The following is a 13,047-nucleotide window of genomic DNA, read 5'->3' on the forward strand; positions in this document are numbered from 1 at the left end:
TTTTTGTGCGACGGGCAGTCCCGTAGAGTGTTGACTCAGTCAACACTCTTCTTTTCATTATTTAACAGAGACGTCATCTCGATGAAACGACTGGATGATGATAACGAAATGGAATCCCAGATGGTGAAAATCCATCCCCGAGGAGACTGACCTAGCTCGGGAAGCTTAATCTAGGGCAACACCGTGAGGTGTTGTCTGAAGGAGATGTGGAAAATCGAGAGACCCACAAGTGAATAGATAGACCCTAATACATTAAGTGTGAAGCACAGCGGCGGGATAAGTTGGCGACTTTTCGAAAAGTGAGGAAGCCCACTCAAAAGGCATTTTCTTTAGAAGTCAGAGCAGGAAAATGTGACTTATAACGTGTTGGTGCAGGGTATGTTTATAAGGGAAATGGGATAACCCCGTGAGGTCTCCACCTTACCGAACAGGCAGGGTTCTAGTCTATAAGGGTACTCCGAAGTGACAAAGAACGGGTGGAGAAGTCAGACGTTCTCATAGTACGGAAGTAATTCGATGACCATAACATCGAGTGAACGGAAGGGGAACGACCTATGGCTCCAAGCCATGAACAAGATGTAATGACAACAATCATGATACTGCGGTAAAACCGTTTGAATGTACATCAAGGAAAGGCGTGGAATACGCAATGAATCAAGAGTGGAAATTTAAGTTACACAGTGTATATGGACAAATCTTGTTTGACCGAAAATTAACCCAAAGCTTCGACCAGGTAAAAGCAAACAAAGGAGCAGGTGGAATCGACGGGGAAACGATAGAAAGTTTTGACTCTAAGTTAGAAGAAAATATCATGACTCTCCTAAACAAACTAAAAACAAAGGCTTATCAAGCTCAACCAGTTAGAAGAGTGTACATTCCGAAGAAGAACGGGAAGAAACGTCCACTAGGCATTCCAACAATTGAAGATCGTATTGTCCAACAAAGTGTGGTTAATGTGCTTCAACCAAAATTCGAAGATAGCTTATTTCACAATTGGTCGGTAGGTTATAGACCGAATCGTGGAGTAGAAAGAGCATTACAAATAATCCTTTGGAATATCGAACAAGGATACAACTACATCTATGATTGCGATATAAAAGGATTCTTTGATAATATTCCACACAAGAAGCTAATTGGAATATTAAAGAAGTATATTTCAGACCGTACGGTCTTAGGTCTTATTGAACAATGGCTTAAAGCTGGGTTTATGGAAGAAGGAAAGCTAATACACTCGGACTATGGAACACCACAAGGTGGAGTAATTTCACCATTACTTGCGAATGTATATTTAAATGAATTGGATTGGGAATGGGACTTACATGGCATAAGATTTGTTCGATACGCTGATGATTTTCTGTTGTTTGCCAAATCGAAAGAGATAATCGAAAAGGCTGCCTCCTTAACTAAGGAAAAGTTAGCTGAATTAGGTTTGGAAATCTCAAAAGAGAAAACAAAAGTAGTTAACTTCCGCAAAGACGACTTTGACTTCTTAGGGTTCACCTTCCACCACTGGAGACCAAGGGAAAAGGACAATAAACCTGTTTTTCATGTTACTCCAAAGAAAGAATCTATTAAGGATTTTCGGCTGAAAATCAAAGAGAAGACTCGAAAGATGTTGACTTTGAATAAGGAAGAATGGATAAATCGAGTAAATCCAATTATTCGAGGGAAGGTCAATTATTATGTGACCATCATCAAGGCTATAAAAGCTAATGAGGAACTTGGACAGAAGAGCAGTTGTACAACAAGATGGATGAGAAGAATATTTCTAGCGATAGATGGCTACATAAGGAAGAGACTACGTGTGGCATTTATTCATAAACATCCGAATCAAAAGAAAGAACAAAAGATGAGATACAAATGGAACAATGGGTTCTTTGTATCGATTAAATTAATACCAAGTTATTGGCTATATCTTAACAAAGCATACGGCTATAGCCTCGAAGAATATCTAGTGGAAATGAAAATAAAAGGGAAACGAAAACAACAGAACGCAATCAAGCGTGCAAAAGAAAAAGGTGAGGAATATTTCACTCCCCACAGAATCCAAAAGATGCAAAATGCCTGGAACGCATCCTCTTGATTAAAGCATTGTAACATATTGGTAAGCCGTATGCCTTAATAGGGCACGTACGGTTTGATAAGGGGGAAGCCTTGAGAAAGGTTTCCCTACTTTATAATGGAATAATCGTGTTTATCAGATAGGGAGCTGAAGAATGTTTTTTGAAGGTATAGCTTGAAACGTTACCCCATATTATTCGTCCTATAATAAAAGGGGGGGATTCGTTTGAAAAAAACGTTAATTGTATTTGTTTGGATCATTTTAATGTTTATCGCAAGCTGCTCAAAGGATATGGAGAATGAGGAACTAATTTTGGAGGTCCAACATTATATGGGGAATGAAAATAATGACTTCAAAGAAATTCATACTAATGAAACAGTTCAACAAGTGAAAGATATAGTAGCTAATATCGATTGGGAAAATGCCCAAGTTTCGATGGTGCGACCTGCTGATTATAGATTTGGATTTCAATATAAAAATCCTAACATCGAATCGAAAACCGTGTTGTATGAGCTTTGGATTAGCCCAAATAAAGACAAAGTAGAACTGGTTATTGACGCTGAAAGCAAATATGCTCAATTAGACAACAAGAAATCGGCAATCCTATACGAACTGATTACGGAAGAAAAATTATCTGACTTAAAATAAAAGTTTGACCTTAGATTCGCCTAATGAATGAAAGGGAATCTTTGTTCGGTCAGGATCTTCTACTAGAATAAAAAAGAGGAGGAAGTCAGTTGTTTCGAAAGTTATGCTATACCTTATTTGCAATCTTTATATTATTGATTATAGGGTGCAGTAACCAAGGGGAATCAACAAAAGTATCCATTGAAAGGATAGATGCAGAGGAAGTATTAACATTAGACCCCGGTGCTGATATTTTTCAGTATGATGGAGCAATCTATAAAACCAATGTGGATTGGGTTGAAGAATTGACTTTAACAAAAGATGTTCAGATTGGTGAAATAAAAACCAAAAACGAAACGAATACAGATTTCAAGGATGGAATGTCGAATAAACTTCCTGTTGGTGCAAAGATTTTCTCAACGAAGGAAAGAGGAAGTATTTTAATAGTTGAATCGGAAGGTGCCGATTTGAATTACCTGGCAATTATTGAAGGATAACCTTATTAGTGCAATGTCCGGTATGCTTGAAATGGAAACTCTAACTGATAGAGTCTATGTTTATAGAGGCAGGATTCAGGTTCAAGGAAAATGGTGGTTTTGTGTGACAAGAGTAGTAATAAACTGAATGAATTTTTACATATATTAGAAAAAGAAATCATTCCTGCGATAAATAACTAATCTTTTCTTAAGATGGTTCAAATCCGTATTATGTTGTAAACTTATTGATGAAAATCAAAATTATCTAAAAGTAAGGATAAGGGGCGAAGAAATGTCAGTTGAAACAGTTGTTCAGCAGCAAATAGAGTACTACAATAGTCAAGATATAGAGGGATTTGCAAGTACATATGCAGATGATATTACCGTATACACTTTTCCTGATAATACCATCACCTTAAGCGGGAAAGAGAAGCTGATTGAAAGGTATACGGAAACCTTTAAAAAGAAGATGTTTGCTGAGATAAGAAATCGTTCCATTGTCGGTAACAAAGTCATCGATTGGGAAATTGCCACGAACGGAATTACAGGGGAAAGTACTAGCCTAATGGCTATTTACGAAATAAAGGAAAATTTGATTTCCAAGGTATGGTTTATTAGAGAATAAAAGTTTCCAAAGGGACGGTTCTCATGGCTCAAAATTAGATAGATATCAAGGAACCCCTTGGTATGGAGGGAGAAAATATAGGGTGGTAAATACCTTTTATTATTTAGGCTTGATTTTTGTATCCATTGTTTGGGGAATCAATTTTGGGGTTTCGCGGTGGGCAATGGAAGTTTTTCCTGCAGAGGTGTTTGTGTTTCTTAGATTTGGACTGGCATTACCTATATTATTCATCATGTTAAAAGTGACAGAAGGCAGCGTAAAAGTGGATAAACGAGATTTGCTAAAATTAGCACTTATTGGATTAATTGGCATCACGGCGCTGGAAATTATGGTCATGTATTCTATCAAGTATACAACACTAGCGAATGCTTCTCTTTTGAACGTTGCTCCATGGCCCATTTTTGCGGCTCTATTTGCACCGTTATTTATTCGTGAAAAAATAACTGCCAGAGTAGTAACGGGAGGATTAATTGCATTAATAGGGGTAACGATGATTATTCTTGGTGGAAAGGATGGCTTTGACCTAAGTTCTGAGTACATGATAGGCAACTATATAGCTCTAGGCATTAGTTTAATCGGTGCAATATTTAATTTAGCCACCATGCCTTTGATGGAAAAATACTCTCCTCTTCGGGTAACTACATGGTTCATTTTCTTTGGTTCACTCTTTCTATTTCCGATTTCACTCGATAAATGGAGTTTGATCCAGTGGGAAAATCTATCGATGGCCACGTGGGGAGCCGTAGCTTACAATGTGCTAATGTGTACCGTTATTGCCATTGTGGTTTGGAATATATCCATGAAACACGTGGGCGCAGCAAAAGCGAACTTCTTCCGTTATTTCGTTCCTGCGGCAGCTGCCGTGGCGGGTGCATTTTTCTTTAATGAACCGATTTGGGCAGCTCAAATCGTTGGTGGAGTCGTCATTGTTTTTGGATTAGTTTGGATCGGAACAGAGAGAAAACAGCAAATTCCACCCATATTCTCTAACACCACTCGATAGCGAAATGAAGAGGAGATTAATTCCAAAGGTTCCTCAAAAATATGAAACTAGCCGGAAATCCTTCCGACTAGTTTTTTTTGGTAGATTTTATACATGCAGATTGTGAAGATTCACTACTGGCTATACATGTGGTGACAGGCACCCAAAAGGTAAGGAACGCGATTCAAATATTTTATTTCGTTTTTCGTAATTCCAAATACTGAACGGTTTTTCCATCTCGATCAATCTGAACGATTAGTTGGTTTTTATTAAATTGATAAATGATTTGTTCACAATTGGCACTTTCATAGCAGCTTACGATGTTAATTTCATTTGGGTTACCATAAGCATCAAGGATTTTTTCTTTCTCAGTTGGAATGGTCGTGGTTTTCAGGAATTCTGGATATACTTGCAGCTGTTCAATGGTATTATTGGCTGTATTAATAGTTACCCGAACTCCGGCACCTTCAGTTATATAATAAAGAGACTTGGTAGTCTTGTCATCCTCTGTTTTGATTGGCTGCCCGAATTTTTGAATAAGCTGACTATAAGAAGAACCTACTGTGATTCCATTAACTTGAAGAGGCTTCTCCGTTAAAAAGAAAGCATCTTTTATTCCGTTATTCTTTAACTTCTTAATCATTTTCTCCGCATTGGATTTACTTGAAAAGGCACCAGCCTGAACGCGATAATACGTTTTCCCATTTATCACTTTCTTTACGACAATCGTTTCAATGCCTTTCTTGTTCAAAACATCGACTCGCTTATCTGCATTGCTTTTCTTGCTAAAAGAACCAGCGACAGCCACATACATAGGTTTGATTTCATCAAAATCTGGGATTATTAACATTTGACCAGCAATAATCTTATTGCTTTTTAATTGATTGTATTCCTTTAAATCTTCGATGGAAATCTTGTATTTCTTTGAAATGCTATATAATGTATCACCTCTCTTAATCGTAATATATTGATCCTCGGCAAAGGCCATCCCATTACCGAAATAAAATAAGGACCCCATCAACACTGTACTGAGAACAACTTGCATGAAACGTTTATATTTTTTCATGTTATTTTATCACCTCATATATTTTGACGTGATATTAACGGTGTCGATTCAAATAAATAAGCCCATTTTTGTTCTAATACAAAAAAGGGCGGATTCTAGGGTGTGGAAGAAGCGTTCAGAGATACCATGGGGACAGTTATTTGTGAAACAAACCACCTAAGTGGGACCTTCGTTTTAGGCAGGTTAATAAAATATGTATATACTCACTAAATTACAAAGTGTTACAATTATTTGAATGGTTGTAAGCGTGAGACATTTTGCTATTTGCACTCATTCACATAGGACTTGGATTTTTTATACTTCGGCTTGATAAAGGTGATTACGTAAACTTTAATTTTTTTCACGCGTGAGAAAAATAGGGTATACATAAATTGATAAAAGGAGTGTTAATTGGTTATGAAGATTGGAGTAATTACTGATATTCACGGTAATGCTCCTGCCTTAAAAGCGGTTCTAAATGAGCTTGATAAGATGGGGGACATTGAACATATATATTGTTTAGGAGATATGATAGGAATTGGACCAGATACAAATGAAGTCTTGAAAATATTATTTGAAAGATTGGATGTATCTATGATTACTGGAAATCACGATGAAGCAGTTATGGCACTTCTTAAAGGGGAAGAATATCCATTAAGCCACGCTCACGCTAAAGAGCATCATCGATGGATAGCGGATAAAATGGACAAAGGTTTTATCTCAAAATTAAAAGAATTGCCTCGAACAATCACTTTAACAATTGGAGACAAGTCTATATTGTTTACTCATTATCATATTGAGCAAACCAAATTAAAGGAGCATATTAGTAAAGATCCTTTTAGTAGAATTGTTGAGCCGAGTTTAGATAATTTAATTTCGCTATTTAAAGGGAACGAAGAAAATTTAATAGGTTTTGGGCATCATCACTCACTTCATTTTTTTGAGGATAATGATACTATCTTTTTAAATCCAGGTTCTTTAGGGTGCAATTCAAAACCAACTGCCCCCTATTCAATAGTAGAAATAGAAAAGGACAAAATTATAGTTAGTTTAGAAGAAGTATCATATGATAACACAAAATTTTTAGAGTCATATGAATTATTGCAGGTTCCTGAACGTGATTTTCTTATCAAAGTATTTCACGGTAATCAGTTAAGACAGTAAACTTTAAAAGGGAGATTTTCTCCCTTTTTTTTCAAATTCTGATTTTTTATGAAAAATGGCAAATCAGAAAAATAGAGGGACTTACTAGGGATTTAAGTATCCCTTTAGTAATGTAAATCCCTCGATAAAGATAAGAGCCAAAGCAATAAAATAGATTTTATATTTCTTTAAGGTTTTATGGCAGGTCGGTACGAACTTACGAAGTTCCTTTATCGGGAGCTTCTTTTTTTCTAGTAAAAATGATTTTAAATGAACATTTTCTGATATAATCTTTGCAATATTTATAGCATCTTGACGTATCTCTGCTTCTCTTGGACTTGAGTATGTTAAATCACTAAATGAGATTTTATAGTCGTTTAACACTAGCTGGAAAGCAATAATTTCTTTTTGTAACTGGTTTCTACTCAAGTGGGAGTTGTCTTTGTTTTCATGATGTTTGCGCATAAATTAATCTCCAGTTGAATTCTTGTTATATTAATAACAATAATGTAGGTTATTTGCCGTACAATAGTTATAGGAAATTAGTATTCTTTCTTAAGAGTATCATGAAAATAAATAATGGGTTTATACAAATCGATTTCAGTTTTGTTACACTCATTATCTTTTATTACAAGTACACTATCAAAACTGGCTCCCCTTAATTTAGAGAAAAGGTTCTAGTTCTTACATATTACACTTAGTTTTTAATACATTTAAATGGATCAATTTTGATGGATTCCCAGATTCCTTCAGTATTCTTTTTATATTGAGAGATAATTACATCTGTATCATTTGTTAATTGATAAAAGATAAACCGATAATCGGCTCCATCCGTACCAATAAAATCAATGGTTTTGACGTAACCATCTTGTTTAGCAGGCAGTTGTTTTTTTATTAATTGACACCATTCTCCATACATAATCCCCACAACTGCTTCCGCATCATGCTGCCAAAGATGGTAGGGGGCACAAAGGAAGTCCTCTCCATACAATTTTATCTGGTCAATTTTATACAACTTTTGAACTTTTTTTAGTTGGACATAGCCGTAATAATAAGCAAAATAGGTCACACCTTTTGATGAACCTTCAATGGTTTCTAGCTCAATGAAATAAGGAATAATACCTTTTTCATCAGGAAGTCTGTTCACCTTAATTAAATTTAGATGTCCAATTCCGGCAAACGATTGAAGATATTCATGATAAGTGACCCTTTTATGATAGTCTTTCGTAAAAAATTTATAAGCAATTGGATAAGGCATCTTTGCCATCCCCACAGTTCCGCATCCACCCATCTGTTTTTCAGTGAGGTTCTCTGCCTCTCTTAAAATACTAAAGTAGTTTAAAACCGTTTCATCAGGAGTCAAAGTTAATGCTGCAGGGAGTTTAATTTCTTTGTGATTTTTTTCATAATAGGGTTCAAAGAATTGGCTGTTCTTAACAAGGGTGTTTTTAATAGGGAGGGTGGAAGGACGAAAGTATTTTTCAGCATCTCTCGTCCTTATTAAAGTAGTTTGGTTTCTTTCAACGGATTGTCCAAATGTTTGCGGTGCGTATTGAGCTCCCATAACGAGAGTCAATTTTTTTCTTGAAAAATGATTGAACGTCCGATTTATCCATTTTCTAAAGTATTCCAATCAGACTCACCCTTTAAATTTTTTTTTGTTTTACCCTATTCACTCATTTGAAAGAATATTAATAGTTATGAGAATTCTACTTGTTTTTTACTTTGGATCGACAATAAAGTACAATAATTGTACAGAATATTGGAGGAACGAGAGGATACATAATGACTTTTTTAGAAAAAATGAAGCCACACTTGGTAAGCGATGATATTTTAATTCAAGAGGTAGTCCTGCATGCACTGCATGACTATCCACATGTCCCAGAAGATTGGACCAATGAATTACTGAAAGAATCATTTCGAAATGAAGACAAACAATCTTCAATCTTCATCTACATAGAAAATCAAACCATCAATGAAGAGGCTGTTCAGATATTGATTGAAAATATTCCATTAATGGACCCTTCCAAACGTCATCTGGCGGTGAACTTGGTCCAACGTGTCGAACCGGAACTTGCTCTTAAATATAAGAAACAACTTCATAAATATATTCCGAAGAGTACATGGGCCCTATATGATTTATTGTTAGATGGTACCGAAGAAGCAGTGTATTCCGAATATGGTCAAATCATAAATGATCTTGAGAGGGCCGGTTCTTCCGAGCAGCATGAACTCTACATTAAAGCAAAAAAAATAGCAGGCTGTTTGGTGAAAAAGGGCTGGGTTACAGAAAAAGAAATTGAACTCGTACTGAAAGAGGAGATAGAGGAGCAATGGTTTTCATATAATGGGATACTAAATGTCTATATGATTGGATTGTTAAAACAAGAAAAATATATTCCTTTATTGGTTCCCTTATTGGATCACGACGATGACAGTTTGTTAGAAGAACTGTCATCAACGTTAATCAGCTTCCAAAGTGATCAGGTGGTAAAGGAGGCTGCACCTTATCTTAGGAAAGACAAATCCATTATTTATGCAGCTTCCATCATAGAAAACATTAAATCAGACTTTGCAGTCCAAGTTTTAAGAGAAGCTTATACCTCTGCAAAAGAACTGGATCATCAAGATATTTTAATTGAAGCACTTTGTCACCAGCTTTCCGAAGAAGCGCTCCCTGAAATTAATGAACATATGGAGCTAGAGTATTCTTCCGGTCTTGTTGATATTGAACAGACGGTCTATAGTTACTTTTCAATTCTGGGATTAGAACACCCAGAACTAGCTCTCTGGAAGCAAGTCGCACTGGAAAGAGAATTGGACTTTAGACAACAGGGGAATGATCTCCCGCATGCTCCGGTCCAAAATGAAACGAAAGTTGGCAGAAATGATCCATGCCCTTGTGGAAGCGGGAAAAAGTATAAGAAATGCTGCGGGAATAATAGTTAATAAACCAATGTTGGAGAAAAAATAACTTTAGTAGAAAATCTAAATTTTTATTTAAATGCTCTGTTAAAACTGAATGTTTATTTCACTATGTTTGGAAAATAAGCGGATATTTTCCGTTTAAATTGGGAAATACCCATATTTCCTTAAAAATAGGCGGAGTTTTTCCGCTTATTGTATCTAAATCCTTGTAATTTGACTTATTTTTAGGAGTTAAGCGGAATATCTCCGCTTATATTGCTTCTTAAGGTTCCTCTATAATCAATAGCCGGAAATTCTCCGCCTATAAATTCTCAACACTACACGAAAAACAACAATGAATAATAACAGAGACATTTAAAAAAAGGAATGGAACCATGGGACAGTTCTTATAAAATGGATGACGAACCGTCCCATGGTACTCTTCAAATGCTACTTTGTACAAGAAAAAGCCAGTACGACTGGAATTCTAAGTCTTCTTTCGAACTCTTGATCACTAGTAAAATGTTCTCGCTTCGGTGTTCCTTCGCGTAAATCAACTATTGAGAAGCCAGCTTCAGTAAGGGCCTTAAAATAATGTTCAGTTGTTCGATGGTATTTTACCACAATCTGTTCAATCCAAGGCTCTTTTCTTTCGCCTTCAAGAAAATAATCATCGACTACCCAGTTTACACGCTTATCTCCTGATTGTTTGCTTATAAATGAAGAAGTAGTAAGGGGATGTTGAACACTAAACACAAACTTACCATTTTCCTTTATGGTTTTATGTACATTCTGGAACAATAAATGGACATCTGGGACATAGTGTATTGCAAAACGAGAAGTAACAATATCAAATTTTTCGGGTGGGTAACTGAATGATTCCATTGTCTCGTGAAGAATACTTCCATTTTTATCTGTTAGCGTAAGATTTGCTGATGTTACCATTTGTTTAGAGCCTTCTACTCCTGTGTAAAACGCTGCACCTTGATTAAGTAACTCCATTCCAAACGAAGCATCACCACATCGTAGGTCTAAAATACTTTTATTTTGAAAGGTTCCAAGAAGTTCATAAATGATAGGAGTTTCGATTGCATTGTTTGGACTATCCTTTCTACTCCTTCTCTTCATATAATTTGATAAAAATTCATCCTGATCATAAGCGCTTGCACCTCTAAATTCCATACAATCCATTCCCCTCTGTACTCTATTCCCTAGATGCTCATCAGTGATAGTCTTTGGATATTTTATCATATTAATGTTAAATTCTAGTAATATATTATATTTTTGCTGTAAATAGCCTTCGATTCATCAATATTGATCGAAATTATAAAGGAACTCCCCACTTACCTAGTGAATAGTAACGATAAGAATTGATTTAAGGCTTTTTTCATTCCTGACTTTAAAGAAAAGTGAAAATATATTTGGTATTATTTAATAAGATAAATGCACAACATAAGAAATAGGAGGTGCATTTATAGTGAGGCATTCGAGATTTTTATTAATCCTATGATGATTCTTCCATGGTTTTCAATACCACTTTTGGGACGAGGTACAATAAAACGCTTTCTACCAGTAACTATACTTATTGCCTGTGTCGTAAAGATAAATAACATTACTGCAAAGAAACGAAATTGGTGGAAGTTTTATAATAGTATTCACCCTAAAATTTCAGGTGATATTCCTTTTATTTTGGGTCCTTACCTTATTTTGTCTATATGGATTTTAAAACTTCCTTATGGCAAGTTAACTTTATTTATGATTCCCAATGCAATTGTTCATATCTTATTTGCTTTTCCAGGAATGAAATTATTAAAACGATTAGGAATAGTGTCTTTAGTTCAGATGAAGCCAATCCAATTGACATTATTACTTACTATTTGAGGGTTTCTACTGTATGGTTTTCAATTTGTTATAGAGAATATTAAGCGAAATAATACTTTTCGAAGTCTTAAACGCATTAAAAAGTTTTAATATTACAGCGCAATACAGCAGCTTCCAAAATAACGGGTACTATTCTTCAATAGCAAAAGATAGTTTTACCTTATTCAAGTCATCTGAAGCCAGAATTATTTCGGAAGTTAAATTATCTAAGTAACAAAAGAATTCGAGGCTGATAATATGCATTTATTATTCAATGCTATATTTCTCATTGCAGCAATAATATGGGGTGACTGGCGCAACTGGAGGAAATATTATTCCACTATTTTATTTATATGGTTTGGTGATTTACTATATAATTTTCTTTGTTATGACTACAAGATGTGGGAGTATAAGGAAAGTATTTTTGGCCTTGCTGTAATGCCAAATCACACTATTATTACACTATTAATTATGTTTATTTCTTATCCATCAAGTATCTTAATATTTCTGGGAAGATTTCCAGAGAAAAAATTAAATATGGGTTTATGGATAATATTTTGGGTATCTTTGTTTTCATTGATTGAATACATAAATTTGCATTTTTTAAATTTAATTACCCATCATAATGGGTGGACAATAGGTTGGTCAGTTTTCTTTAATGCTATTATTTTTGTTATGCTTAGGCTGCATTATAAATACCCAACAGTTGCTTTAATAACCTCTATTCCGATTATTTTCTTTTTTGTTATTTACTTTCATGTTCCAATTAGGTGACAGTAGCATTAGGGTACAAGAAGAAGCCGCCATTTTGGCGGCTTCTTCTTGTACTAACGGGGCAGTATTGTTTAACAAGGAATACATATAGATTTATTGAATAATTATAGATATTTTATAGTAAGGGGGAGGGCAAATGAGACGTTATTTTAGTCTTTTTTTGCTTACGATATTAGTAGCTATTTTATTATTTTTTACATTACCATTGTTGGTTGGCGGTATATTTGGTGAAGTTAAGATTATTGTAGGAACAATTTTAGTTTTATTAGGGTCTTTTATAATAACACAGTTATTTTACATTATTGATTTATTAAAGAACAAAAGTAGATAGCTTATTGAAGTAAGGTTCCTTTCCTTCTAGAAGGATTAAACTCTTTTATTGAACTAAAGCCCTGAAAATAGAGGAGTCAAACAATTTAAATTAAGTTTTGTATCTTTACCATCCCCAGGGTTTTACAAAAGCAGATATAATTAAATAGTAATTTTCATTATAATTGAATGTAAAGGGGGGTGCTTATAGTTGGATAATCACATAAGAATATCTGG

At 35.0% G+C, this 13,047-nt stretch carries 13 protein-coding genes; 9 read left to right on the forward strand and 4 right to left on the reverse strand.

What is annotated here, in order from left to right:
• Nucleotides 1-649: 649 nt before the first annotated feature.
• The 5 genes from ltrA to H0184_RS25520 all read left to right on the forward strand — a co-directional run bounded on the left by ltrA (nucleotide 650) and on the right by H0184_RS25520 (nucleotide 4,793).
• Complete coding sequence (ltrA, locus tag H0184_RS25500; RefSeq protein ID WP_221830194.1) at nucleotides 650-2,083, forward strand: group II intron reverse transcriptase/maturase; 1,434 nt, start codon at nucleotides 650-652, stop codon at nucleotides 2,081-2,083.
• Between the two features lie 204 nt (nucleotides 2,084-2,287).
• A complete protein-coding gene (locus H0184_RS25505; protein ID WP_260631797.1) occupies nucleotides 2,288-2,710 on the forward strand; it encodes a hypothetical protein in 423 nt (140 codons plus the stop codon).
• Nucleotides 2,711-2,799: 89 nt separating this feature from the next.
• The gene (locus tag H0184_RS25510; RefSeq protein WP_221830196.1) at nucleotides 2,800-3,186 is read left to right on the forward strand and encodes a hypothetical protein; all 387 of its coding nucleotides are present in this window, start codon (nucleotides 2,800-2,802) and stop codon (nucleotides 3,184-3,186) included.
• A 271-nt stretch (nucleotides 3,187-3,457) separates the two neighbouring features.
• On the forward strand, nucleotides 3,458-3,790 hold the full coding sequence (locus H0184_RS25515) for a nuclear transport factor 2 family protein (protein WP_221830198.1): 333 nt from the start codon (nucleotides 3,458-3,460) through the stop codon (nucleotides 3,788-3,790).
• 82 nt (nucleotides 3,791-3,872) lie between these two features.
• Nucleotides 3,873-4,793, forward strand: a complete 921-nt coding sequence (locus tag H0184_RS25520; RefSeq protein ID WP_313771829.1) for a DMT family transporter — start codon at nucleotides 3,873-3,875, stop codon at nucleotides 4,791-4,793.
• Between the two features lie 172 nt (nucleotides 4,794-4,965).
• Here H0184_RS25520 and H0184_RS25525 read toward each other — a convergent pair whose 3' ends face one another.
• Nucleotides 4,966-5,838, reverse strand: coding sequence for a LysM peptidoglycan-binding domain-containing protein (locus H0184_RS25525; protein ID WP_221830199.1), 873 nt, complete (start codon nucleotides 5,836-5,838; stop codon nucleotides 4,966-4,968).
• Between the two features lie 396 nt (nucleotides 5,839-6,234).
• On the opposite strand from H0184_RS25525, the gene H0184_RS25530 reads away from it, so the two are divergent.
• Nucleotides 6,235-6,981, forward strand: a complete 747-nt coding sequence (locus H0184_RS25530) for a metallophosphoesterase family protein (RefSeq protein WP_221830201.1) — start codon at nucleotides 6,235-6,237, stop codon at nucleotides 6,979-6,981.
• A gap of 84 nt (nucleotides 6,982-7,065) precedes the next feature.
• Here H0184_RS25530 and H0184_RS25535 read toward each other — a convergent pair whose 3' ends face one another.
• Together H0184_RS25535 and H0184_RS25540 are read right to left on the reverse strand one after the other, a co-directional pair.
• Nucleotides 7,066-7,425, reverse strand: coding sequence for a hypothetical protein (locus H0184_RS25535; RefSeq protein ID WP_221830203.1), 360 nt, complete (start codon nucleotides 7,423-7,425; stop codon nucleotides 7,066-7,068).
• A 232-nt stretch (nucleotides 7,426-7,657) separates the two neighbouring features.
• The gene (locus H0184_RS25540) at nucleotides 7,658-8,593 is read right to left on the reverse strand and encodes a hypothetical protein (protein ID WP_221830205.1); all 936 of its coding nucleotides are present in this window, start codon (nucleotides 8,591-8,593) and stop codon (nucleotides 7,658-7,660) included.
• A 152-nt stretch (nucleotides 8,594-8,745) separates the two neighbouring features.
• Here H0184_RS25540 and H0184_RS25545 point away from each other — a divergent pair, with 152 nt between their 5' ends.
• On the forward strand, nucleotides 8,746-9,909 hold the full coding sequence (locus tag H0184_RS25545) for a YecA family protein (RefSeq protein WP_221830207.1): 1,164 nt from the start codon (nucleotides 8,746-8,748) through the stop codon (nucleotides 9,907-9,909).
• 408 nt (nucleotides 9,910-10,317) lie between these two features.
• Here H0184_RS25545 and H0184_RS25550 read toward each other — a convergent pair whose 3' ends face one another.
• Nucleotides 10,318-11,049 (reverse strand): class I SAM-dependent methyltransferase, encoded by a 732-nt coding sequence (locus tag H0184_RS25550; RefSeq protein ID WP_221830209.1) that lies wholly within the window; start codon nucleotides 11,047-11,049, stop codon nucleotides 10,318-10,320.
• A gap of 936 nt (nucleotides 11,050-11,985) precedes the next feature.
• On the opposite strand from H0184_RS25550, the gene H0184_RS28045 reads away from it, so the two are divergent.
• Both H0184_RS28045 and H0184_RS25555 read left to right on the forward strand, forming a co-directional pair.
• On the forward strand, nucleotides 11,986-12,501 hold the full coding sequence (locus H0184_RS28045; protein ID WP_313771830.1) for a CBO0543 family protein: 516 nt from the start codon (nucleotides 11,986-11,988) through the stop codon (nucleotides 12,499-12,501).
• 136 nt (nucleotides 12,502-12,637) lie between these two features.
• Entirely contained in the window at nucleotides 12,638-12,832 is a 195-nt protein-coding gene (locus H0184_RS25555) for a hypothetical protein (protein ID WP_221830211.1), read from the forward strand.
• The last annotated feature ends 215 nt before the right edge of the window (nucleotides 12,833-13,047 follow it).

The organism is Neobacillus niacini (assembly GCF_019749295.1).
Lineage (GTDB): Bacteria > Bacillota > Bacilli > Bacillales > Cytobacillaceae > Neobacillus > Neobacillus niacini_D.